Genomic DNA, 22,831 nt, shown 5'->3' on the forward strand with positions numbered 1-22,831 from the left:
CGAGTGACTCGGAGGACCGCTCCTTGCCCGTGACTTCCGGCAACTGACCGCCAGTTCCTCCTGGGTGCCCGACTTCGATCGGGCATTCCTCCCTTCCCGTAACGCCATGTCGACCAGGCCATTTTGGGTTGAACGGTTTCGGGAACGGATTTTGGAAAAACAGGCTTACGGGGAGCGGATCGGCTGAGCCGTCGACATGGTCGTCTTACTGGCCGTTCGTTTGCGTGAATGTCGGCTCTCGCCCATATCCGGTCATTGGCGAAGTATTTGCCCCGCCCCAACTTCGGCCATTGGTTCATCTCGAGTAAGCGTCCAATCTCACCGGTGAGGGCAAGTCGGCGAGATATGGGTATTTCAAGCCACTCATGGGGTCATCCGGGGGCGGCAGTCGGCAGATTCAATTTGATCAGAGGCCGAGTAGGCGCCGATGTTCCGCCTCGGCGAACCCGTAGGTGTCGCCGGCGAGCCTCAGCAGCCGCTCGCGATCACGCACGATCACGCGCCCGCGCACGGACCGGACAGCCTCATCCTCTTCGAGCTTGTGCAGTGCGTCGGTCACGCTGCTACGGCGGACGCCGAGCATGAGCCTGAACTCCTCGTGCGTCATGCAGATGTCGTCCCCCTGCACACGATCGTGGTAGAGCAGGATCCATCGCGCCATCCGCCGCTCGATCGAATGCGCGAGCGACGAGACGATCGTCCTAGACATTTGAATCATGACCACGTCGACGAAACGGAGCAGAACGGTTCGGATCGCCGGACGGTCGGCCAGTATCTCGTTCAACGCCGCAGCCGACAGCCGCATCGCCGTGCCGTGTTCGGCCCTCATCACCACGTCATGCGACCAACGCTCGTTGCCAAGCAGCAACTGCCAACCGATGAACCCTTCGCTGCCGACCAGCGCGACTGCGTAGCGGCGGTCACCCTCGAGCGAGTCAAGTATTGCAGCGATACCGGTCAACGGGAAGCAGATGCTGTTGGCCGCATCGCCAGCGCGTGCGATCATGTCGCCATTGCGAAACGGTACCGGTTCCAGATGCGGCGCAAGGGCGGCGCGGTCAGCGTCATTCAAGAGACGCAGCAGCCCATTCGCCTCACAGGGCAACGCGTTAGACCTGCGCGTCCCATCCACGATCGAAGCCTGATTATCCATGCCGCCCCCCATACTCCCGAATTTCGCTGCCCAAACGCTTGCGTCTACTTTCGTACCGAAACGCCGAAGCGCGCCCGATGGTTGAGAAACGGATAGTTACAGGAGGGATTTTTGCGCAAAACCATTTCCATGCTGATCGCCGCGTCGACGGCGATCGCAGGCGTTCCGGCTCTCGCCCAGTCAGCCCGCTCGGTCACGGCCCCTCCTCCGCCACCTCCGCCCCCGACATCCGTGCAGCCCCCGAAAGCCGCACCCGACATGCAGTCGGTCCTAGACGCGCTTGCGTCGCTCGGCGGCAAGCCGATCGAGACGCTCACGCCGGCCGAAGCCCGGATGCAGCCCTCGGCTGCGGACGGCGCCAAAGCGGCGATGCAGAAGAAGGGTATGTCGACGGCGCCTGATCCGTCGGTAACGACGAAGGACCTGCCGTACGGCAGCGACCCCAAGCAATTCGCGCGCATCTACAAGCCGGCCGGTGCACCCGCCGGTGGCAAGGCCATGCCGGTCATCGTCTACTACCATGGCGGCGGCTGGGTCATCGCCGACGTCGACACCTACGATGCTGCGCCGCGGGCCATGGCGAAGGCGCTGAGCGCCATCGTCGTCTCGGTCGAATACCGCCATGCGCCCGAGTTCAAGTTCCCGGCGCAGCATGACGATGCGGCCGCTGCCTATCGCTGGACGCTCCAGAATGCGGCAAGCTGGGGTGGCGACCCTGCACGGATCGCGACGGTCGGCGAGAGTGCCGGCGGCAATCTTGCGGTCGCGACCGCGATCTACGCGCGGGACAACGGCCTGACGGTGCCGCGGCACATCGTGTCGGTCTATCCGATCGCGAACAGCAGTATGACGCTTCCCTCGCGGCGGGACTCGGCGAACGCCAAGCCGCTCAACACTGCGATGCTGCCGTGGTTCGGCTATTATTATCAGACGAGCAAGGCCGATGCGCAGGATCCGCGTCTCAACCTGGTCGCCTCGAACCTGCGTGGTCTGCCGCCGACGACGATCATCAACGCGCAGATCGATCCGCTCCGCTCGGATGGCGAAACGCTGGCGGCCGCGATGCGGGCGGCCGGCGACAAGGTCGAGCAGAAGACCTTCCCGGGCGTCACCCATGAGTTCTTCGGCATGGCCAAGGTCGTGAACGGCGCCAAGCAGGCGAACGACCTCGCTGTAGCGCGGCTCAAAGCAGCGCTGGCGCGTTGATCGATATGGAAGGGCGGCGACTGCCGCCCTTCTCCCCTTTCTAATCACGAGGCCGTGCCATGACCGGTTCCCCTGTCCGCTATGCACCCGACGTCGAGCAGAAGCAGCCCGATGAAGCTGATACCATCCAGCAGCTCAACGAGGCGTTCGACGTCATCCTAGAACGGACGGCGGAGGATTACGGCCATGCGGTCCGCTCCGTCCATGCCAAGGCGCATGGCGTCTTGAAGGGCGAACTCGTCATCGACGATGCCCTGCCGCCGGAACTTGCGCAGGGAGCGTTCGCCTCTCCCGGCACGCATGAGGCACTCATCCGCATCTCGACCAATGCCGGCGACATCCTACGCGATGGCATCAGCCTGCCACGGGGCCTCGCGATCAAGGTTTTCGACGTGAAGGGTGAGCGCCTTCCTGGTGCGGATGGAACGGCACAGGATTTCGTCACCAACAACGGCAAGGTGTTCGTGGCGAAGGACGCCAAGACCTTCCTCGGCAACGTCAAGATACTGGCGAAGACGACCGACCGAATGGAGGGGACCAAGGAGGTGCTCTCAACGGCATTGCGTGGCGTGCACAACGCCCTGGAGGCGGTCGGGCTCTCCAGTCCGAAGGTCGACACGCTGGGCGGCACGCCCAACGTCGATCCGTTGGGCGAAACCTACAATTCGGTCACGCCGTATCGGTGGGGCGACTACATCGCCAAATATCGCCTCGTGCCGATTGCGCCCGATCAGGTCGCGCTGACCGGCCGCATCGTAGAGGCGGCCGACCGACCCGATGCGATCCGCGAGGATGTGCGGGTTGAGATGGAACGGCTCGATGCGGAATGGGAATTCCAGGTCCAGCTTTGCCGCGACCTCGAAAAGCAGCCGATCGAAGACCCCACGGTCGAATGGGACGAGGAGGTCTCGCCGTTCCAGCGCGTCGCCGTGTTGCGCGTACCGGCGCAGGATAGCTGGAATCCGGCCCAGGTGCGCAAGATCGATGAGGAAACACGCTTCAGCATCTGGACCGGGCTCGCGGCACATCGGCCGCTCGGCAACGTCAACCGTGCGCGCAACGAGACCTACCGTCACTCCGCGGACTTCAGGGCGAGCGTGAACGGCTGCCCCTATCACGAGCCGACCAGCGCAAACGCCTGATTAATCGAAACAAGGAATACACAGGATGACCAAGGCCCTCGGCTACGCCGCCAAGCATTCGTTCAGCCGCCTGAAGCCCCTCGAGTTCGATCGCCCCGAGCCGAAGGCCAACGAGGTGCAGATAGACGTCCTCTATTGCGGCGTCTGCCATTCCGACATTCACCAGGTCGAGAACGACTGGGGCAATACGGTCTATCCCTGCATGCCGGGCCATGAGATCATTGGCCGCGTCTCGGCTGCCGGTGCAAGCGTTTCGCGGCACAAGGTCGGCGACCTCGTCGGGGTCGGCTGCATGATCGACAGCTGCCGGCAGTGCGAGCCCTGCCGCGAGGGCGACGAGCATCATTGCGAGGGGCATAACAGCTGGCTGGCGACCTACAACGGCCCGATGAAGCCCGCCGCGCAGACCGAGGATGGGGTCAATACCTACGCCGAGGACAACACCTATGGCGGCTATTCGAACGTCATCGTGATTCCGGAGGATTTCGTCCTGAAGGTGCCCGAAAGCCTGCCGATCGAAGCGGCGGCGCCGATCCTGTGCGCCGGCGTCACCACCTATTCGCCGCTCAAGCACTGGGGCGTGAAGGCGGGCGACAAGGTCGGCATCGTCGGTCTCGGCGGGCTGGGCCACATGGCGGTGAAGCTCGCGATCGCGATGGGCGCCGACGTCACGGTGTTCACGACCGACAAGGACAAGGTCGAGCCGGGCAAGGCGCTGGGCGCCAGCCGAGTCGTGATCGAGGGCGACAAGGACGCCTACAAGGAACTTGAGCTCAGCTTCGACTTCATCCTTTCGACCATCCCGGAAAAGCACAAAGTCGACCCGTTCATCACGCTCCTGAAGCGCAATGCGACCTATTGCGCGGTCGGTGCGCTCGATCAGATCCCCGGCTACAATAACCAGGAACTCATCATGCACCGCCGGACGCTGGCGGGCTCGCTGATCGGGTCGATCGCCGAGACGCAGGAGGTGCTCGACTTCTGCGCCGAGAAGGGCGTCGCGCCCGACGTCCAGGTGATCGACATCCAGGACGTCAATGCGGCCTACAAGAAGGTCAAAAACGAGGACGTGCGGTTCCGCTATGTCATCGACATGGCCAGTCTGAAGCGCGAGATGGACGAGGCCGCCTGATGCGCGCGCCTCCATTTCCTCCGGCAGACATGCCGGAGGATCTCCGCTCGCTGCACGATGAGATGAGCGGATATATCGCCGAGCACCTCAAGGGATTCGTGTCCCGTCGGACCGATGGCGCGCTCATCGGACCATTCGCACCGATGCTCCGCTTCCCGGCATTCGGTCGCGCCGCCTGGGTCTACACAAAGGCGCTGATCGACAATGCGAGCCTTCCCAAGGCAGCGCACGAGGTAGCGATCCTCGCCACCGGCGCGGCTATGAATTCCCGTTATGAACTTTACGCGCACGAACGGGTCGGCGAGGCCGCCGGGCTGTCGAACGAGAAGATTGCCACGATCGCAGCAGGCCAGCGGCCCACCGATCTCACCGAAGAAGAACAGGCCGCCTATGACGTGGCGGCGACCTTGGCCGGTGGATGCCAGTTACCCGCCTCTACTTATGGTCGCGCCGTTCGCGCGTTCGGCGAAGATCAGACCGCAGAGCTGATCTACCTCGTCGGAGGTTATTGCCTCGTGTCGCTGCTGCTCAACGCATACGACATGTCCGTGCCCGGCCGCGAGGAGGGCTTGCCCAACGATGCCCGAGAGGAAGCGGCCGGGGACCGATCGTGAGCGGCGACCAAGGTTTGGCATACTTTGCGACCGACACACTCGACATCGTTTATCGCGACCAGGGCCCGCGGGACGGCACGGTAGTCGTGTTGCTCCATGGCTGGCCGGACGATGCCTCGACATGGGAGCATGTCGCAGGACGCCTGAACGAGGCTGGCCTGCGTACGATCGTGCCGACGCTTCGTGGCTTTGGGGCGACGCGGTTTCGGGACGATGCATCGCCCCGGACCGGTAATAGCGCGATCCATGCAATGGACGTGGTCGCGCTGCTTGACGGCTTGGAGATCGACCGGTTCATGGTGGCCGGTCACGATTGGGGATCGAACATCGCTGAAGCGCTTGCGGTAGGCTGGCCAGAGCGGGTGGAACGGCTGGCGATGCTGTCGACCCCGCCCCGGCTCGGCGGCATGGCGAATCCGCCCTTCGAGCAGACCCAGCGGCAATGGTATCACTGGTTTATGGCGACCGCGCGCGGGGCGGAGGCGGTCCGTGCAGACCGCCGCGGCTTCGCCCATCTCCACTGGGTCAATTGGTCGCCGCCTGGCTGGTTTGACGAAGCAACGTTCGCTCGTGTCGCGCGGTCGTTCGACAATCCCGACTGGGTCGACGTGACGCTCCATAGCTATCGTTCCCGGTGGGATGAAGCGGCGCCCGACCCGGGCAGTGCATGGCTGGAGGAGAAGGTGAAAGCGGCTCAGACCCTGTCGCTGCCAACGCTTTACCTCCATGGAGATGCGGATGGTGTAAACCCGCCCTCTACAGCTGAGGACGTCCCCTCGAAGTTCGCCGGCCCGTTCGCGCCCGTCACGCTGGCAAGCGTGGGTCACTTCCCGCAGCGCGAGAACCCGGAGGCGGTCGTCCGCCACCTTCTCACCCTCTTTACCGGCGACCCCGCCGCGCTCACCGATACGACCGACAGGAGCCTGACCATGAAGAAAGCCGCCCCCTATGCCGCCGGGATCGCCGCCATCGGCCTAGTCGCCGCTGCCGCAGCCGGCGTCGCCCATGCCCAGGGACGCAGCGCACAGCTGACCCAGGTGGCGCAGTTCGATCATCAGGCGACCGGCGTCGCCGTGACCGAGGATGGCCGTCGCTTCGTCAACTTTCCCCGCTGGACCGACGACGCGCCCATCTCGGTTGCCGAGGTGATGAAGGACGGATCCTTGCGTCCCTATCCCGACGCCAAGTGGAACAGCTGGCGCAACGCCCGCGCCAACGAACTGCCGGTCGGTGATTATTTCGTCTGCGTGCAGTCGATCGTACCCGATGGCCATGGCAACCTCTGGGTGCTGGATCCTGGCGCGCCCGGAAACGAGAAGATCCTCGAAGGCGCGCCCAAGCTCGTCCGCATCGATCTGTCATCGAACACCGTGACGAAGACGATTCTGGTTCCCGGCGACGTCGCGCTGCAGGGTACCTATCTCAACGACATCCGCTTCTCGCCCGATGGCAAGACCGGCTACATCACCGACAGCGGCACGCGCGGCGCGATCATCGTCGTCGATCTGGAAAGCGGCAAAAGCCACCGTGCGCTCGACGGGCACGCCTCGACGCAGATCGACAAGACGGTGAAGGTCACGCTGGACGGCAAGCCGCTCGTCCGTCCCGATGGCCGCCAGCCCGCCTTCGCCGCCGATGGCATCGCGATCTCCAAGGACGGCAAGACGCTCTACTATCAGGCGCTGACCGGCAAGACGCTCTATTCGATCGACACCGCCAAGCTGCGGTCGGACGTCAGCGAGACCGACAGGTCAGCTGCTGTGAAGACGGTCGCGCAGACCCACGTCGCTGACGGCCTGTGGATGAGCAAGGCAGGCGTGCTCTACCTGACCTCACCGACCGACTATGCGATCAAGCGGCTCAACGGTGCGTCCGTCGAGACGGTGCTGACCGACCGCCGGCTGCGCTGGCCCGACACCTTCTCCGAAGGGCGTGACGGGACGATGTACGTCACCGCCAGCCATATCCAGGACACCAACTGGTTCACGCCCGGCGCACCGCCGTCGATCAAGACGCAGCTGTTCTCCTTTACGCCCGCCAAGTGATCGGACATCCCATGACTTATCTCCGCTATTCGGCCGACATCGAGACACGCGAGCCCGATGAACAGGAGAGCATCGACGGCATCATCCAGGGTATGACCCAGGAAAGCCAGACGGTGGAGAAGCGGGACGGGCACGCGGTACGGGCAAGCCATGCCAAGAGCACGGCCTGTGTGATCGGCCAGCTCACTGTCGCGCCCGGGCTGCCGCCCGAACTCGCACAGGGCCTGTTCGCGGAGCCGGGCACGTTCGATGTCGCCGTCCGCTTCGCGCAAGGACCCGGTGAAAAGCTTGGCGACCGTGTCTCGACCCATCGCGGCATGTCGATCAAGGTGTTCGGCGTCGAGGGCGCCAAGCTGCCTGGCCATGACGCACCGACGCAGGACTTCGTTCTCGCCAGCGGGACAACCTTTCCGGCGGGGACCGCCGGGGGCTTCCTCTCGCAAGCCAAGAAGATAGGCTTGACGGTTCCCATGCCTGAGGGAGTGAAGAGCGCGGCCGCCTCTGTCGCTCGCAACATCAACAAGGTGCTGAACGCCGTTGGTGCGGGTCCAAGCGCGAAGCTGGACTTCTATGGCCACCCCTTCAGCCACCCGCTGGTCGAGGAATATTTCAGCCAGTGCCCGGTGCGCTACGGCGACCATGTCGCGAAGATCGGGGCCTTTCCCGTTTCAGCCGAGCAACATGCGCTCGCCGATTGGCAGCTCGACCCGCATCAGGATGAGGATGGCTTCCGCCATGCCGCGGTCGATTACTTCGAAGGCAACGACGCAGTGTTCGAGCTTCGGGCGCAGCTGTGGACCGATGCCGGGACGCAGCCGATCGAGGACACCTCCGTCGATTGGCCGACAAGCGAAAGCCCATATTGTACCGTCGCCACGATCCGACTGCCGCGGCAGTCGGCCTATGGTCCCGACCGCGTCCGCTACTTCGACGAGGTGATGACGTTCCGCCCGGCCCATAGCCTTGAGGTCCATCGCCCGCTGGGCGGCGTAATGCGCGCGCGCATGCAGGTCTACCAGGCGCTCAGCGACTTCCGTCACCGTGAGAACGGCATCGCCGCCGCCAACACCGTTACCATCCAGGACATTCCAGCCTGAGCTGAACACCAGTCCTGACGACAGTGAGAGGACAATCATGAAGCTGCAAGGCAACCACGACGCTCAGGCGGGGAATGCATAATGGCGCGCTTTTCCAACAAGGTCATCGTCATCACGGGTGCCGCCTCGGGGATCGGTGAAGGGGTCGCGCGTCGCTTCGCTGAGGAAGGCGCAACGCTGGTATTGAGCGACATCGACAAGGCCGCGCTCGACAAGCTGGCGGGCGAACTGCACGGCACAGTCGAAACCCGCGAGACCGACGTGTCCGATCACGCTGCATGCGAGACGCTCGTCCAGGCTGCGATCGATCGCTTCGGTCGGATAGACGTGCTGGTTAACGACGCGGGCGTCGATCATCTCGGCAAAGTCGATGAAGGCGACTTCGCCGAATTCACCAAGGTGATTGAGACCGACCTCTACGGCGTCGTTCACATGAGCCGCGCGGCGATCCCCCATCTGCGCCAATCGAAAGGCTGCATCGTCAATGTGTCGTCGGTGTCCGGGCTGGGCGGCGACTGGAACCATAGCTTCTACTGCGCGGCAAAGGGCGCAGTGAGCAACTTCACCCGTGCGCTGGCGATGGACGAGGCGAAGCACGGCGTCCGCGTCAACGCGGTCAACCCGTCGCTCACCTACACCGCGCTGACCGCGGGCATGAAGGAGCAGCCCGAGTTGATCACCAAGTTCGAAGAACGCATCCCATTGGGCCGCGGTGCCGAGCCCGCCGACATTGCGGGGGTAATCGCGTTCCTCGCGAGTGAGGATGCGCATTTCGTGACGGGCGTGAACCTGCCAGTCGATGGCGGCCTTACTGCCTCAAACGGGCAACCGCCGCTGTCTTGATGGATGTGAGGTGGGCCCTAGCGCCCGCCCACTATTCGGGATGTGAGCATGCCCCTGATGCCAGATTCATTAAAGGGCAAATTGCTCAAGCCGATTGATTCACGTCGCAGCAATTTGACCCATTTGCAGACGTTCGCGGACTGTTTGCGGCTCCCCGATTTCGGTTGTTTGTTCGTCTCCGCCATCGCCGACCTAAGTGGCAAAATCCCCTTCACGATGCAGGAAGCCTGCTCTGCCGGGATTGAATATTCGAATCTCCATCGTCCTGATGCGAAGTCACCCTGTTCCGTGCGCAGGGCACGATGTCGGCCGCGAGATGTTTAGGTCGTTGGGTGCGGTGGCTAAAACAGCTTTGCGAGGAACTCGACGATGGCAAAAACGGCGACTCTGGGGCTAATCGGACTGGCGCTGACTGGCTTGGCAGCCTGCGATCAAACGCCCACGGGTTCGACTGCGCGGACCGCGTCGAACGGTTCGGCCGACGGAGCGGCGATGCCCGCCAACGGCCCCGGCCGACTGCGCGGCACGCTCGCCACCATCGATTCGAATACCATGACGGTTACCACCTACGACGGCGCGTCGATGCCGGTGCTGCTTAACGGCCAGACGAAATACGCTTGGGTCGTCAAATCCAGCCTCGCCACGCTCAAGAACGGCGACTTCATCGGCACCGCGACGACCGGCCCGGACAGCGACCTGAAAGCGGTCGAAATCTTGATCTTTCCTGAGGACATGCGCGGAGCCGGTGAGGGCCATTACGGCTGGGATACACCCGGAGTGAAGCAGGCAGCCGGGCAAGCGAGTGGGGCCGCCAGCGGAATGACTAATGGCACCGTAACGCAGAGCACGAAGACGAACGGCACGGTCGAGCAGAGCGCCATGACCAACGGAACCGTGCAGCAGAGCGGTATGACCAATGGCACTGTCACTGCGGCCGAGAATGGCTCGGCAACGACGAAACTGACCGTCGGCTACAAGGGCGGAACCGCGCAGGTGAGCGTCCCGGAAGGAACGCCGGTCGTACGTTTCGTACCGACCGAGAAGACATCGCTCGCGAAAGGCCAGAAGCTGTTCATCAAGCTGGCCGACGATCAGAAGAACGCGCAGTTCGTCGCGATCGGCAAGGATGGCCTGACGCCGCCGATGTAGCTGGGCCGTTCAAGGTGATGACGGTGGCTAGCTTGACCCAGAAGCAGACATTCGAGGCCGCCTGCCCACATCCCAACTTTTGCCGTTCGTTCATCATGGAGGCGGCGGGCCTGGAGGAGCCGCCCAAGTTGAACGAGGCGCATGGCATCGGGGGATGTGGTTCGTCCGCTCACGGGATCGCCAACAGCCATAGCCGCAGTTCGCTCTGCCACCTTTCCTGATAGGAGGTGAAGGGCATGAAGCGTGCTGAGCCCGACGGGGAGGACCGCCAGTTCAAAAAGCGCCGAACTCTTGGCGGTCTTTCCGGGAGTTCTGTGACGCCTCCGTGGGGAGAGAGACAGAAGAGTGCCTCAGGGTCGGACACATTCCCCTTCTTCAAACGTCTTGCCATCCGGACGCGCACCGCATAGGTTCGAAATAGAAATGAAGACGATCATAGTCATTGCAGCCGCAGTAGGGATCTACTGCTTGTATTGGTTAACGCCAAATCCACTAGGGGTGGTAGCCGTTGTTGTCGCGCTGATCCTTCTGCCCCTCTTTGTCTACCTTTTCATGTCGCTCATGGCCGCGGCTGCACGCGTGCGGCGTGGCGGACCGGCCCAGTCTCGTGAGTTCGCGCGTGCGGGCGTCAGGCTGAAGCCCTTCATCGGCGCAAAGGTTCGACGGCAGGACAGCGGCTCGCTGATTTCTACTAGAGCCGGCATACGCATCCGATCGACGTCAAGCGGACTCGTCGTCGGCGAGACGCGGACGATCGCCAAGGACGTCTTCTAGGGCGCGCTGACAGATTCCATGGAGGAGGAGGATTGGACGGTCCCTTGGGCCGGCGCGACGAGAAGCTACGCGGGCTGGGTCCCGAACGTGCGCAGCCATCTTTCCTTCAGCGTGATCGGAGCCTCCAGACGTGCCGAGGCCTATTCGCGATCCTATCATGACGGCACCTCCAGGCTCGTCGTAGCGATCGAACGCAGGACTTCGCACGACTATCCCTGGCCGCAGTGGCTGGTTCGTCGCCTCTGGCCGGATCTGACCCAGCACTGGCTAATGGAGGGGAAGACCCGGCCGGCTCGCGTCTTCTACCCCGAGCCTGCCAACTCCGTGCCCGTCGATCCCGACCTGACGCGCGACCGGCAGGGCATGCTCGTCGGACGCGTGCACGTTTTCCCGTACCAGGAAGAGCCCGTCCCGAAAGACAATCAGGACGTGGCGATCAAGGCGATCCGCGAGGAGCTGCTTCTCGCGCCCGCGAACCCGGACGATGCGGAGCTCGACGCGCTGCACCAGGAGATCGTCTCCCGCGCCATGAACGGCTCGCTCAACCGTATCGAGGTGCAGTTCGCGCTGCTCCGCACAGGGGAGCTCCGTCTGTGGTATGCGGAAAAGGGGACGCCCACGCTCGACCCCGCCAGCGATGATCCCGAAGACGACCTGCGCAAGTTCGCGGAGCAGGCGTACTTCTTCATCAAGGACGTGGTCCACGATCACACCCACCACGATCCGTCATCCGATCAGATCACGCCTCTGGTTCAGATCAATTCGGACAAGGCCGACGCGAGTCACCTCGGGGAGGTCGCCTGGCGTCGGGAGACGCTCTGGAGTCTCTCCCGGGAGATCGAGCGACTGAACCGCGACGGCGGTCTGGTCGACAGGCGCCGCTCGCTCGGTATCGTCGCCTACGCGCAGGCATTCCAGCAGGGGATGATGGGGCACCTCCGCGATCCGGATAAGGCCAGCGGATTCAGAGCGGCACCTGCCGTCTACGACTATGACTTCGCACACCTCAAGGAATCGATACGGTCGAGCATCGACGTCGCCAGCGCGGCGAAGGCCCAGTTCGTCCAGCTGACGATCGCCTTCGTCGCCACGGCGATATCGGCGATATCGCTGGTCGCTTCGCTCACCAGCGCCCACAACGGCGTTCAGACGCGAGACCCTGCCGGCTCACCAAAGGACGGTGTCAGCTTCGCCCATGGCGACGGCGCCATAGCGATCCTGGCGTGGAACCCGTTCCTGACCGGCGGTACCATCGCAATCGTTCTCCTGGGCGTTCTCAGCGCCACGCTCGCCGACGGCGAGGCCGGACTGTTCAACTCGCTGCAACGGGTTATATCCCAGCTGTCTCGAGCGACGTCGATCAGTCTGGCTCGCAGCTCCCGCAAGCAGGTAGCGATCGACTGGGGAATGCACGTGGTCGCCGCGTTGCTCGCGCTTGCAGGCGCGATCGGCTGCCTCGTGGTGCTGACCACCAGCCTCGGCGCTTGACGCCACCGTTCCAGCCACAGGAAGACCGGCCGATGTTCTGGACTGAACGACGCAGCGGACGGCTCAGGCATCTCGACGACGCCCGATCCGAGTACGGGATAGACTATGCCCGCGTGGTCCACTCGGGATCCTTCCGGCGGCTCCAGGGCAAGACGCAGATCCTGGCGCTCGGCGACGACGATTTCTATCGGACACGCCTGACCCACTCGATGGAGGTAGCGCAAGTCGCCGAAGGCGTCGTGCAGCAGCTGCGTCACTCGGGTGCGATGGCTGGTAGCGACGACCTTCTTCCCAGCACATCGCTGATCTCGGCGATCGGGCTTGCCCATGACATCGGGCACCCGCCATTTGGTCACGGGGGCGAACTCGCGCTCAACTACTGCATGCGGGATGCTGGCGGCTTCGAAGGTAATGCCCAGACACTTCGGATACTCGCGCGGCTTGAAGGATATGACGCCGACCATGGCGCCGATCTTACCCGTCGGACACTGCTCGGTACGCTGAAATACCCCGTCGTGCGCAATGCCGCGCTGAACGCAGTACTTGTCCCGGCCCTCGATCCGGGTCCGACGACCTTCGCCCCTTTGGATCGCGCCTCCTGCAAGCCAGTGAAGGCCTACTACGAGGAGGAGGCTGACGTCGTCTCGTGGATTCTCGCGCCCCTCCCCGCAGCTGACCGGACGCGGTTCGAGGAACTACGCGCCGGTGAAAGCGGTCACGGCAGAACACGGCACAAGTCCTTCGACTGCAGCATCATGGATGTCGCCGATGATATCGCCTACGGCGTACACGATCTCGAGGACGCGATCGCGCTCGGTCTCGTCGGCCGCGACTGCTTCCAGGAGAGGCTGGATCCCACTCGCTGCGAGACGCTCGTCTCCGCCCTGCGCGACCGTCCGCTCGGCACCGGCGGCTATGATGGCTTCCTCGACGCCCTCTTCGGCGATCCGGGAGCACGCAAGCGCGCGATCGGGAGGCTGGTGCACCACTTCCTGCGCGCTGTGTCGCTCAAGGTAGAGGATAGCTTCGAGACCCCCCTGCTGTCCCTGCGCGCCTTGCTGCGCCCCGACGATCGGGCACTGCTCGACGACCTCCAGTCTCTCGTCGTCACCGAGGTGATCGAGAGTCCGGGCGTCCAGCACCTCGAGTTCAAGGGGCAAAGGATGGTCGTCGCCGTCTTCGAGGCGATGGCATCGGACCCGAGGCGCCTCCTCCCGACCTCCGTACACATAGACTACGAGAAAGCCGGGCGCAGTAAGCGCGTCATCTGCGACTATGTCGCGTCGATGACGGACGGATCCCTGCTCAAGACCTACGAACGGCTCTTCAGCCCCCGCATGGGGTCGGTCTTCGACCGCCTCTAGTCCATGGCGCGGGCGGACCTGACCCTTGTCGGCACTCCCGCCTTCCGGACTAGGTCGGCGACATGGCTGGTCATACCGACCTCCCCTACGATGATCAGTCCAGTCGCCGCGTCGATCGTCGGCAGAAACGCCCTTAGCGCCTCCAGCCCCGAGGAGATCTCAAATTCGACCCACGTGTCCCGTTCGCCGGGCACGATCGCGGTCGCCTCGCTGACGGTATTGCCTCGATGCATCTGCACGATCCACGCCGTCGATCCGTCATGTACCCACTCGAGCCGAACAGGACCGAACAAGGAAACGGCCTGATTGTTGCGGGCTACGACGTCACGTCTGATCACGTCGGGCAGATGCTCTTGCGCGCGACGGCCGAGCATGAAGACGTCCCCCTCCCCTGCGATTCCCTCGATGAACAGAGTTCCGTCCGCGCCCGCGACAGCAGCTCCCGAAAACTGCGCATCGACCGCCTGCTGCGCCAGCACTGCAGATATCCTCTCGCCCGTAGGATCCTCCTCCATCATAAGCCGAAAGGGATCGAGCCAACCCTTGTGCGTAGTGAAGAGCCCGGGCTCCGGTTCCTTAGGACAGGTTCTGATCCAGGTCTCCCTGCCGCCGGTTTTTTTGCCGAAGCGGAAAGGGGCAAGCCTGCGGCAGATGGCGAGTGTGTCCGGCACCGGCAGCCCCATGAGATGGGCCATCAGAAGACCGTACGTCTTGTCTCCGACATGTCTGCTGAAACGGTTCGGCCAGACCATCGTAGGCATGGCCTCATCCTTCTCGCCTTCCTCGTACTCCCACAGCAGGGTTCGCGACTGTTTCCACCCGCGCGGCTTGGGATGCAGGCTGAACTCCGTCCTTCCGGAACCCGTCCCCAGTTCCGGCCGGAAGCCATACACGGTCTCGAGAAGCCGTAGTCCCAGATCCAGCGGCAGTGATGCAACGCCAGGCTTCTCAACGCAGCGTGGCGTATCGTCGGGAGCGAATTCGATCACCCCCGACTGCACCACGCCGGACACGCCGCCATCCTCGATATCGACCGTCTCGTTGACGATCACGTGAAGCCCTTCGCGAGTCAGCCGTTTGACGTTGGCGAGGACATCTTCCACTCGCTCTAGCCCGTACACGAACTCCCTGCTGCGAGGGCTCTCGGGCGCGTAGCTCCTGACGTTCACCTTGCGGTCCGGAGCGGCCTCGAGGAGCGCTACGGCTGCGTCCGATACGCTCGCGAACTTGTGGTTCTCGTCGTACCCGGCGACGCGGGAATATGTCTGCGAAGGGGGCACGTCCGCTTCGGGAGCGAAGCTCACAAACTGCGCGACGTTGCCGACGCGTGCGAGTTCGTCGAGCGATCGGTCCTTGCGGAAGTGCATTCGTTGTTCCTCGCACATGTCGTTCTATCACCGTCGGCATCGGCCAACGACGGCTGTTAGCAGGATGGAGCCTTAGAACGAAGCTGCCGGACGTAGTGTTAAAGAGATACGGCGAATCGCTCGGTGTCGACCGATAACCCCTGCCGTATCTCAAGCGCCGGGTCGATGCGGCTACGAGGGCTACGGAAGCATCTGCGCCAGCCTGACCTGGATTGATAAGGATAGCGGACGTCGCTCAGCCACGCTGAATGGCGGCTCTCTACAACCTTAAGCATCCCCGGGACGGCCCCTTAATTGGTCGCGTTGCTGCCAGACGGCTTCAGGTCGACCGAGTGGCAGTTTTGGCATGAAGCTGTCGTTAAATTTGGAGCGACCAACGACGCATCTTGGTCGACACCCGCCGCAGCCACGACCCATGCTGACGACCCAATCCCGGCCATTCATGCGCCCCCTTCCGCTGCCCCAAACCTGCCCCTCATTCATGTGAGCGGACCAACAGCTTGGGCGGACCCAGCCAGCAGCTTGGAACGGCATAAATTGGGACTGTTCTTCCGTGGTCAGCTGCCGTTCACTATTGGCGGTTCACCCATTTTTGAACGATAGTAGCATCCTCTTCGAGGAGGATGAGAAGCGCGGCTGTTACGCCTTTCCAAGCTGGTCTAACTCGCTTTCGGCGTCGGTATCGACGGATAGGGCGATTACGCCAAGGCGTAGTGAGCCAGACACTGAGCGTTCAGCCAGCACTGTCCACGAGCGCCGGGTTCGGTCATGGAGAGACAATGTTAAGCTTCCCACGGTGCATGTCGTCGATCATCGGCGTCGCCATTGCCCTTGTCGCTATCCAGCCGGCAGCGGCGGCGACCAAATGCCCGACCCATTTTGCTGGTGGAGTGGAGCCGGCGCTGGTCAATCCGAAGCTGTCCCGCAGTGCGACCGAGCTATGCAATCAGCGCTTCGTCGTCCTGCATTCTGCGATCACCCGGACTCCACTTTACGTCGCGGAGCATCTGACGCGTGCCGGGATCGCGGCTGCGCGCGACTACGATCAGCGTGATAACCGCTTTCATGCCGATCCCCGGCTGCCTCCTGCCGACCGGGCGGAGTTGGGGGACTATGTGCGGTCAGGGTTCGACCGTGGCCACATGGCACCCTCGGGCAACATGAACGATGAGGAATCGGACTATGAAAGTTTCAGCCTCGCCAACATCGTCCCCCAAATTGGGGCGCTGAACCGCAACAGCTGGGCGGACATGGAGAACTATGTTCGCACCCTGACGACAAAGCTGGGTGACGCCTATGTCGTCACGGGACCGGCCTATGAGGGCAAGACGATCAAGGCGCTGAACGGGCGCGTGCTGGTGCCGACGTCGACTTGGAAGGCGATGTACGTGCCGGGTCAGGGTGCTGGTGCCTGGATCGCCACCAACACCGTGAACCCACGCTGGCAGGTTATTTCAATCGCGGAGTTGGCGCGCCGGATCGGGATCGATCCGTTTCCGCGGCTGGCGGCTGCAACTAAGGCCAAGGTCCCCGCATTCCCTAATTTCGGGCGCGATCGCGCCGAACGTGAGAGGTGAACTGATGACGATGAAGCCCTTTGACGATGACTCCGCTTCAACCACGATCGGCGAGCTGGCCGTCGAGAACGGCACCGGTGCAGTCACGCTGTCTGGATCGCTAGAGATCACCCGCGACAAGGCGGGGCTGAAGCGGGCGCAGGCGCTGAAGACGCTCGCCGATGCGATCTGCCAGGAACTGGAGGCCGACGATTTACCGGATCATGTTGCGGTCGCGGCAGCGACAACGCAGGCTGTGGCTAACCCATTTGCTTGATAACGCCGAGAGCAAGAGCAAAGATGCCGGAACGATCGACAATCCCTTCATGTAAAACCTGGAATTAAGATCGCTGATTGATCTTCCCTTATCGTCATCGCTGTTCTAGCCTTTCCGGGTTGTGGCCGGAACTCGATGTCGGCTGACCGGGGGATAAGGGATGGCATCTGCCCTGGGGGCGGTGAGTAGCAAAGACCGATGGCGCCCGTTCGCCCGTTCTCAGTTCGGGACGAGGCGAAGGAGCGTGGCAGGGGGAATGCTGCATGTCGACGATGGCGGCAGGTTTTTCCTGGCCGATGACGGGATGCAGGCTCGCCTCGACGCTGACGAGCTTGACAGTGGTGACGCCGCTTTCCTGGCACGGACTGGTCTCCTGCGTCGACCGGGTCTGCAGACGCACGTCGCAACGTTCACCGCCGCCCGCAGACGCTGCACGGCCGGTCCGTTGGACTACCTGATCCTCGTTCCGACGCTCCGCTGCAATCTCGCCTGTTCCTACTGTCAGGTGTCGAGGGCGGATGTCGGCTCGCGAAGGCACGACTGGTCCGAAGAGAGGCTCGCCGCCGTGCTGGCCATCATTAGCGGTCTGGAGGCGCGTGCAGTCAAGATCGAGTTTCAGGGTGGCGAGCCGACCCTTCGGCCGGACCTGATCCGCAGGGTAATCGACGCGGTTCCTCCCGGCGTCGACGCTACCTTCGTCGTCTGCACGAACCTTCAGGAAATCGGACCGGAGGTGCTGTCCGTGTTCGACCGGGAGGACGTCCAGATCAGCACGTCGCTTGACGGTGCAGCCGCCACGCATGGACGCCAGCGCACCGGCGCGGTCGATCGTACCGACATCTTCCTCAGCAACCTGGACTTCCTGCTCGATCGCTACGGACCCGGAAAGATCTCCGCACTGCCGACCATCGATCCCGTCTCGCCTCCTCCCGCCTCCGAGCTGATCGGGGCGTTCTCCTCGCGGGGTCTCCATTCGATCTATCTAAGGCCAATCAACTACCAGGGGTTCGCCCGCAAGCGGCATCCTCACGCCCGCGATTTGAACGCGGATTGGCGGCGCTACCACGAGGAGTTCGTCAGGACGCTGATCGCGCGTAACTGGGCCGATCGCACCGTCGTGCTTGAGGAGAGCTACTTCAGCCTGTTGCTCCGGCGCATCTTCCGGCCGGGACAGGACCGACACGTCGATCTGCGCAATCCGAACCCGGTCGGTCGCGACTACGTCGTGATCGATCACGACGGGCAGGTCTACCCTACCGACGAGGCGCGCATGCTGACCAGGTCGGGCGTGATCGACCTCGCCATCGGGGACGTGGAACGCGGATGGGACACGCCAGAGCGCGCCGCGTTGGACGCCGCCTCCACCAACGACGGCGATCCGCACTGCGAGGCGTGTGCCTACAAGCCGTTCTGCGGTCGGGACTTGGTCGACGACGTCGCCCGCTACGGCAGGATCGACCTGCCGCGACCGGAGACTGAGTTCTGCCGTCGGCATCTGCACCTCTTCGATCTCGCCTTCGAGCTGATCCACTCGGATGACGAGGCCGTGCTCTTCTCCCTGCGGCGCTGGCTCGGCCTGGCGGGAGACGACGCCCGCTTGGCGATGCGGCGATGATCCCGCTCGCGCTCGCCGCCTCCAGCGATGCCGAGGCGCCGTTCGTGACGCGGCTGGCCGGCTTGGAAGGAAACGATGCCGGCGGCAGCCGGTGCATCGCCTCGTCCGCCGAGGACAGTCTGTGGAGCGGGCCTCACGGACTACTGAGGATCGAGCATTCGCGCGAGGCGGTCTCCGGCGACGTCGTGCTGGTGCGTCCCGCCGAGGGTCGGCTCGACCGGCTCCTTCGATCAGGATCGCGGCACAATTCGCTGCTGGTCACCGAGCAGTGCGACCAGCTGTGCGTGATGTGCTCGCAACCGCCGAAGAAGACGCACGACGACCGCTTCGACCTGCTGCGTGACGCGTGTCTGCTGGCCGATGCGGGCATGACCATCGGCATTACCGGCGGGGAGCCGACGCTGCATCGCGAGAGGCTGCTCGGCATGATCGAGGACGTGCTGGCGGCCCGGCCTGACCTGTCCTTCCACGTCCTCACCAACGCCCAGCACTTCCGACGCGAGGACGTCTTCCGCCTGAGGCGACCGGAGTACTCGAAGGTCGTTTGGGGCATCCCGCTCTACTCGGCCGATCCGCTCACCCACGACCGCATCGTCGGCAAGGTAGGCGCCTACGAGCGGCTGATCGACGGCTTCGCTCACCTCATGCTCGCCGGAGCGCGGATCGAACTCCGGACGGTGCTGACGCGCACGACCGTCGACGGCATCGTCGATCTCGCGGACATGGTGGTGCGCGATCTCGCCCATGTCGAGCAGTGGTCGCTCATGGGACTGGAGAACATCGGCTTCGCCCGCAACCGGTGGAGCGAACTCCACGTCGATCTTCGCGCCGACTTCGCGCCGGTCGGGCACGCCCTCGACGTGGCGACGCTCCGCGGTGTTCGCGCCAGGCTCTTCAACGTGCCGCTGTGCCACGTACCGGAACCGTTTCGTCACGCGGCCGTGGCCTCCATATCCGACTGGAAGCAGCGGTTCGGCGAGGCCTGCTCCGCCTGCCGAGCAAGATCCGCCTGCTCGGGATTTTTCGAATGGCATCCTCCAGCCCTCCTCGAAGAGGTGACACCCCTATGAAGAAGCGCAGGTTCATGATCTCCAGCCTCCTGATGGCCGGCATCGCGCCGCTGCCGCCCCTGCACGCGCAGGACGCCGGAACGGCGCCGCCCGCGGGCGGGCCCGATCCGGACGACGGCCAGTGGGTGCAGCGATTCGCGCAGGATCATGGGTTCCTCCTGGCGCAGCACCGTTCTCATTCCAGCCACGCCTCGCACAGCAGCCATCGGTCCGGCTCGAGCGGCACCTATCGGGCTCCCGTCTACACGCCGAGGGCGCCGAGCCGACCTCGCGTCACGGCTCCGTCATCCTCGTCTTCTTCATCCTCGACGCGCTCCCGCTCGCGCAACACTCGGAGCACGCCGGACTCGTCGGTCCTACCGTCCTCGCCGGCCATCACCGACAACCCGTTCTCCACCTACACTCCACCCAGCACGGCGACGATCGAGTCGGTCGTGCGCCGCGTGCAGATCGGACTACAGGCGCAGGGCTACTACCATGGCGCGTTCGACGGCGTCGTCGGCAAGGAGACCAGAGCGGCGCTTGTCAGGTTCCAGACGGACAAGAGCCTGACCGTGACCGGCACGATCACGCCCGAGGTGCTGGATGCGCTTCGCATTCGCGCGCAATAGGGTCGTCACCCATGCGGTCGCGCTCGTCGCCGGGGTGCTGCTCGCGTGGCAGGCGCTGCCGGTGTGGCGCGAGGCGGTGATGCGCTGGAACCAGAAGGACTATGGTCTTCTGGTCGAGCAGTGCGACGGTGCCATGCGAGATCACTACCAAGCCAAGATGCGGGCCGCCGACGAGCCGTCGAGGGACACGGGGCTCGCGCTGCAGGCCGGCGAGGTGGGGCTCATCGTCTGCCAGGACTACGACCTCTACCAGAAGCGGCTGGTCCAATGGGGGCTGCGGGAGGACGAGCTCGCGCAGATGCGGCTGAAGGCGATCGAGGCGCGGGCGGGCGATCTGGACGAGGTGGTGGGGACCCATGAGATACGCTTCTAACCTGACTCTCGCCGTCAGCTCGGCCCTGTTCGCTGTCGCCGTCCTGGTCGCCTGCGGTCGGAGCGACGAGAGTGGATCGGCGGCGTCGACCTTCACGGATCCGCCCGCGACCGATGCCATGCGGCTCGGAGCGCTTCGGAAGGCGGCGCTCGCAAACGGCTTCGTGCGGGCGAGCGAGCTGGCGGTCCCGGTCGTGCCCGCCCGCCACGACGTCGGTCGCCTCATCTTCGCCTCGCCCATCATGAGCCTTAACGGGCGCATCAGCTGCCAGGACTGCCATCTGGACCAGTTCGGCTCCGCGGACGGTCTGCCGAACGCGATCGGCGTCGGTGGAGAGGGAGCGGGCGCCGCCCGCCTCCACAGCGGCGGACGCATCCTGCCCCGCAACGTCCTTCCGTTCTGGGGCCGCGGAAGCCGCGGCTTCGACACGTTCTTCTGGGACGGACGGGTGCAGAAGGTCGACGGCCGCGTCGTGAGCCAGTTCGGCGTTCATGCACCCTCGACCGATCCGATGATCGTGGCCGCCCATCTCCCATCCGTGGAGGTGCGCGAGATGGTCACGGACACGCCCCAGATCCGCGACGGGCTCATGTCCGAGGACGTGGGTGCGGCCGCCTCGATCCAGTCGACGCTCGCCAGCCGCTTCGCCGCCGATCCGGCGATCGGTCCGAAGCTGGCCGCCGCCTACGGCCTGCCGCGCGACCGGGTGTCCTTCCGCGAGGTCACGGATGCGCTCGCGTCGTTCATCCGCTTCAACTTCCGCATTAGGCCGACAAGGTTCGAGCGCTTCGTCCACGACGGCGGGTCCCTGTCGCGGCGTGAAATGGCGGGAGGCGTGCTGTTCTACGGACGCGGCCGCTGCGCCGCCTGCCACGGGGGACCATACTTCAGCGACATGAAGTTCCACTCCGTTGCCTTCCCCCAGGCCGGCTTCGGCAAGAACGGCTTCGGCGTCGACGAGGGCCGCTACAACACCACTCTGAATCCGAAGGACCGCTTCCTCTTCAGGACGCCGCCCCTCTACAACGTGGCCAAGACTGCGCCCTACTCTCACTCCGGTTCGGTCGTGCGGCTCGAGGACGCGATCGTCGCGCACTTCGATCCATTGCGCCTCGTCGACACCCGCGAGATGACGGTGCGCGAGCGGTCGGATCTCTACGCCAGGCTGGGCACCGCCTCCCGCGAGACGCTGCCGTCGGCTCTCACGGACGAGGAGGTCCGCCAGCTCGCCGCCTTCCTCCGGACGCTCAGCTTCTAGGGGCGGGATCCGCGCCGTCTGCTTCGGGCGGGGCGGTCATCTCCCTATCCGTCCCGTCCGCTTCCGGTTCGACCGCCTGCGGGGCCTCCTCGCCGTCGGTCGTGATGGTTTCGGAGCCAGTCATCAGGGCCGCCTCGGAGCTCGAGACGGTCGGTGCGGCGGTCGGACCGAGACCCGCGATGGCGGCGCTGACTCGCGCAATCCGAGCGTCGACGCCCGTTTCGCCGGAGCCGAACGACTGTCGATACCTATTGACCGCGGACTGTTCGGAGAACCAGAACGCCTCCGCCTGATCGCCCGCCTCGTCGAGCAGGCGTCCCGCGATCCGGTCGAAGGCGAAGCATCGGTCGCGGACGCTGTCGGAGGATCTGGGGGCGAGCGCCGCGTAGCAGTTCTCGCTGTATAGCCTGGCGCCGGAGGACCCGAGCGCCTCGACGGATCGTCGTGCGTCGGCGGCTGCCGTTCCGACGATCGTCTGCAGGCTGGGCTCCGCAGGTGTCGCCTTCGTGGCGGGCGGCGGCGATGCGGCCATCGGCCGCGCGGCAACGGCCTGCTGCGGAGCAACGGTAGCCGGAGGCTCCTCCGCGTCGGGGCGTAGCGCACGCACGAGCAGGAAGACGGCGACGAGCGCGATCGCTACGCCCACCTTGCCGGGGGGACGTGTCACGGGACCGGCGTTCGAGCCCGCGGCCATCAG

Annotated in this window: 23 protein-coding genes; 19 read left to right on the forward strand and 4 right to left on the reverse strand. The window is 64.3% G+C overall.

Features of this window, described 5'->3' with window-relative positions; all coding sequences use genetic code 11:
- Positions 1–406: 406 nt before the first annotated feature.
- On the reverse strand, positions 407–1,153 hold the full coding sequence (locus tag GTH33_RS15670; protein ID WP_163959191.1) for a Crp/Fnr family transcriptional regulator: 747 nt from the start codon (positions 1,151–1,153) through the stop codon (positions 407–409).
- A 44-nt stretch (positions 1,154–1,197) separates the two neighbouring features.
- Positions 1,198–1,350 carry a hypothetical protein gene (locus GTH33_RS15675; RefSeq protein ID WP_163956801.1) on the reverse strand — a complete coding sequence of 51 codons (153 nt, stop codon included), beginning with the start codon at positions 1,348–1,350 and terminating at the stop codon, positions 1,198–1,200.
- 61 nt (positions 1,351–1,411) lie between these two features.
- Here GTH33_RS15675 and GTH33_RS15680 point away from each other — a divergent pair, with 61 nt between their 5' ends.
- The 12 genes from GTH33_RS15680 to GTH33_RS15735 all read left to right on the forward strand — a co-directional run bounded on the left by GTH33_RS15680 (position 1,412) and on the right by GTH33_RS15735 (position 14,007).
- Positions 1,412–2,359 carry an alpha/beta hydrolase gene (locus GTH33_RS15680; protein WP_243848130.1) on the forward strand — a complete coding sequence of 316 codons (948 nt, stop codon included), beginning with the start codon at positions 1,412–1,414 and terminating at the stop codon, positions 2,357–2,359.
- Between the two features lie 59 nt (positions 2,360–2,418).
- Positions 2,419–3,501 (forward strand): catalase family protein, encoded by a 1,083-nt coding sequence (locus GTH33_RS15685; protein ID WP_163959193.1) that lies wholly within the window; start codon positions 2,419–2,421, stop codon positions 3,499–3,501.
- Between the two features lie 25 nt (positions 3,502–3,526).
- The gene (locus GTH33_RS15690) at positions 3,527–4,633 is read left to right on the forward strand and encodes an NAD(P)-dependent alcohol dehydrogenase (protein ID WP_163959194.1); all 1,107 of its coding nucleotides are present in this window, start codon (positions 3,527–3,529) and stop codon (positions 4,631–4,633) included.
- Complete coding sequence (locus tag GTH33_RS15695; RefSeq protein WP_163959195.1) at positions 4,633–5,247, forward strand: carboxymuconolactone decarboxylase family protein; 615 nt, start codon at positions 4,633–4,635, stop codon at positions 5,245–5,247. The genes GTH33_RS15690 and GTH33_RS15695 overlap by 1 nt, the downstream gene beginning before the upstream one ends.
- The gene (locus tag GTH33_RS15700; RefSeq protein ID WP_249054916.1) at positions 5,244–7,292 is read left to right on the forward strand and encodes an L-dopachrome tautomerase-related protein; all 2,049 of its coding nucleotides are present in this window, start codon (positions 5,244–5,246) and stop codon (positions 7,290–7,292) included. The genes GTH33_RS15695 and GTH33_RS15700 overlap by 4 nt, the downstream gene beginning before the upstream one ends.
- 11 nt (positions 7,293–7,303) lie before the next feature.
- Entirely contained in the window at positions 7,304–8,389 is a 1,086-nt protein-coding gene (locus GTH33_RS15705; protein WP_163959196.1) for a catalase family protein, read from the forward strand.
- Positions 8,390–8,470: 81 nt separating this feature from the next.
- Positions 8,471–9,232, forward strand: a complete 762-nt coding sequence (budC, locus tag GTH33_RS15710) for a meso-2,3-butanediol dehydrogenase (RefSeq protein ID WP_163959197.1) — start codon at positions 8,471–8,473, stop codon at positions 9,230–9,232.
- A gap of 369 nt (positions 9,233–9,601) precedes the next feature.
- Positions 9,602–10,381, forward strand: coding sequence for a hypothetical protein (locus GTH33_RS15715; protein ID WP_163959198.1), 780 nt, complete (start codon positions 9,602–9,604; stop codon positions 10,379–10,381).
- A 32-nt stretch (positions 10,382–10,413) separates the two neighbouring features.
- Positions 10,414–10,602, forward strand: coding sequence for a hypothetical protein (locus GTH33_RS15720; RefSeq protein ID WP_163959199.1), 189 nt, complete (start codon positions 10,414–10,416; stop codon positions 10,600–10,602).
- 202 nt (positions 10,603–10,804) lie between these two features.
- On the forward strand, positions 10,805–11,155 hold the full coding sequence (locus tag GTH33_RS15725; RefSeq protein ID WP_163959200.1) for a hypothetical protein: 351 nt from the start codon (positions 10,805–10,807) through the stop codon (positions 11,153–11,155).
- An 87-nt stretch (positions 11,156–11,242) separates the two neighbouring features.
- Positions 11,243–12,643, forward strand: a complete 1,401-nt coding sequence (locus GTH33_RS15730) for a hypothetical protein (RefSeq protein ID WP_163959201.1) — start codon at positions 11,243–11,245, stop codon at positions 12,641–12,643.
- Entirely contained in the window at positions 12,640–14,007 is a 1,368-nt protein-coding gene (locus GTH33_RS15735) for an anti-phage deoxyguanosine triphosphatase (RefSeq protein ID WP_249054917.1), read from the forward strand. The genes GTH33_RS15730 and GTH33_RS15735 overlap by 4 nt, the downstream gene beginning before the upstream one ends.
- Here the strand turns inward: GTH33_RS15735 and GTH33_RS15740 are convergent.
- A complete protein-coding gene (locus tag GTH33_RS15740) occupies positions 14,004–15,374 on the reverse strand; it encodes a hypothetical protein (protein ID WP_163959202.1) in 1,371 nt (456 codons plus the stop codon). The genes GTH33_RS15735 and GTH33_RS15740 overlap by 4 nt on opposite strands.
- A 713-nt stretch (positions 15,375–16,087) precedes the next feature.
- On the opposite strand from GTH33_RS15740, the gene GTH33_RS15745 reads away from it, so the two are divergent.
- The 7 genes from GTH33_RS15745 to GTH33_RS15775 all read left to right on the forward strand — a co-directional run bounded on the left by GTH33_RS15745 (position 16,088) and on the right by GTH33_RS15775 (position 22,134).
- Positions 16,088–16,951, forward strand: coding sequence for a DNA/RNA non-specific endonuclease (locus GTH33_RS15745; RefSeq protein ID WP_163959203.1), 864 nt, complete (start codon positions 16,088–16,090; stop codon positions 16,949–16,951).
- A gap of 4 nt (positions 16,952–16,955) precedes the next feature.
- Positions 16,956–17,207, forward strand: coding sequence for a hypothetical protein (locus GTH33_RS15750; RefSeq protein WP_163959204.1), 252 nt, complete (start codon positions 16,956–16,958; stop codon positions 17,205–17,207).
- Between the two features lie 256 nt (positions 17,208–17,463).
- A complete protein-coding gene (locus tag GTH33_RS15755) occupies positions 17,464–18,822 on the forward strand; it encodes a radical SAM protein (protein WP_243848131.1) in 1,359 nt (452 codons plus the stop codon).
- Positions 18,819–19,892, forward strand: coding sequence for a His-Xaa-Ser system radical SAM maturase HxsC (gene hxsC, locus GTH33_RS15760; protein ID WP_163959206.1), 1,074 nt, complete (start codon positions 18,819–18,821; stop codon positions 19,890–19,892). The genes GTH33_RS15755 and hxsC overlap by 4 nt, the downstream gene beginning before the upstream one ends.
- The gene (hxsA, locus tag GTH33_RS15765; protein WP_163959207.1) at positions 19,889–20,503 is read left to right on the forward strand and encodes a His-Xaa-Ser repeat protein HxsA; all 615 of its coding nucleotides are present in this window, start codon (positions 19,889–19,891) and stop codon (positions 20,501–20,503) included. Before hxsC ends, hxsA begins: the two co-directional genes overlap by 4 nt.
- Positions 20,478–20,876, forward strand: coding sequence for a TIGR03982 family His-Xaa-Ser system protein (locus tag GTH33_RS15770; protein WP_163959208.1), 399 nt, complete (start codon positions 20,478–20,480; stop codon positions 20,874–20,876). The genes hxsA and GTH33_RS15770 overlap by 26 nt, the downstream gene beginning before the upstream one ends.
- Positions 20,860–22,134, forward strand: a complete 1,275-nt coding sequence (locus GTH33_RS15775; protein WP_208403885.1) for a His-Xaa-Ser system-associated MauG-like protein — start codon at positions 20,860–20,862, stop codon at positions 22,132–22,134. Before GTH33_RS15770 ends, GTH33_RS15775 begins: the two co-directional genes overlap by 17 nt.
- Here GTH33_RS15775 and GTH33_RS15780 read toward each other — a convergent pair.
- Positions 22,124–22,828 (reverse strand): hypothetical protein, encoded by a 705-nt coding sequence (locus GTH33_RS15780; RefSeq protein ID WP_163959209.1) that lies wholly within the window; start codon positions 22,826–22,828, stop codon positions 22,124–22,126. The two genes, GTH33_RS15775 and GTH33_RS15780, sit on opposite strands and share 11 nt — an antisense overlap.
- Positions 22,829–22,831 lie beyond the last annotated feature (3 nt).

Source organism: Sphingomonas insulae, assembly GCF_010450875.1.
Classification (GTDB): Bacteria; Pseudomonadota; Alphaproteobacteria; order Sphingomonadales; family Sphingomonadaceae; genus Sphingomonas; species Sphingomonas insulae.

Bases quoted from the DNA above. Each gene is read 5' to 3' on its own strand.
- GTH33_RS15685 (WP_163959193.1), top strand. From the start codon at position 2,419: ATGACCGGTTCCCCTGTCCGCTATGCACCCGACGTCGAGCAGAAGCAG.
- GTH33_RS15680 (WP_243848130.1), top strand. From the start codon at position 1,412: ATGCAGTCGGTCCTAGACGCGCTTGCGTCGCTCGGCGGCAAGCCGATC.
- GTH33_RS15750 (WP_163959204.1), top strand. From the start codon at position 16,956: ATGACGATGAAGCCCTTTGACGATGACTCCGCTTCAACCACGATCGGC.
- GTH33_RS15775 (WP_208403885.1), top strand. From the start codon at position 20,860: ATGAGATACGCTTCTAACCTGACTCTCGCCGTCAGCTCGGCCCTGTTC.
- hxsC (WP_163959206.1), top strand. From the start codon at position 18,819: ATGATCCCGCTCGCGCTCGCCGCCTCCAGCGATGCCGAGGCGCCGTTC.
- GTH33_RS15770 (WP_163959208.1), top strand. From the start codon at position 20,478: ATGCGCTTCGCATTCGCGCGCAATAGGGTCGTCACCCATGCGGTCGCG.
- GTH33_RS15755 (WP_243848131.1), top strand. From the start codon at position 17,464: ATGCTGCATGTCGACGATGGCGGCAGGTTTTTCCTGGCCGATGACGGG.
- GTH33_RS15780 (WP_163959209.1), bottom strand. From the start codon at position 22,828: ATGGCCGCGGGCTCGAACGCCGGTCCCGTGACACGTCCCCCCGGCAAG.
- GTH33_RS15715 (WP_163959198.1), top strand. From the start codon at position 9,602: ATGGCAAAAACGGCGACTCTGGGGCTAATCGGACTGGCGCTGACTGGC.
- GTH33_RS15695 (WP_163959195.1), top strand. From the start codon at position 4,633: ATGCGCGCGCCTCCATTTCCTCCGGCAGACATGCCGGAGGATCTCCGC.
- GTH33_RS15740 (WP_163959202.1), bottom strand. From the start codon at position 15,374: ATGCACTTCCGCAAGGACCGATCGCTCGACGAACTCGCACGCGTCGGC.
- GTH33_RS15705 (WP_163959196.1), top strand. From the start codon at position 7,304: ATGACTTATCTCCGCTATTCGGCCGACATCGAGACACGCGAGCCCGAT.
- GTH33_RS15670 (WP_163959191.1), bottom strand. From the start codon at position 1,153: ATGGATAATCAGGCTTCGATCGTGGATGGGACGCGCAGGTCTAACGCG.
- budC (WP_163959197.1), top strand. From the start codon at position 8,471: ATGGCGCGCTTTTCCAACAAGGTCATCGTCATCACGGGTGCCGCCTCG.
- GTH33_RS15690 (WP_163959194.1), top strand. From the start codon at position 3,527: ATGACCAAGGCCCTCGGCTACGCCGCCAAGCATTCGTTCAGCCGCCTG.
- hxsA (WP_163959207.1), top strand. From the start codon at position 19,889: ATGAAGAAGCGCAGGTTCATGATCTCCAGCCTCCTGATGGCCGGCATC.
- GTH33_RS15725 (WP_163959200.1), top strand. From the start codon at position 10,805: ATGAAGACGATCATAGTCATTGCAGCCGCAGTAGGGATCTACTGCTTG.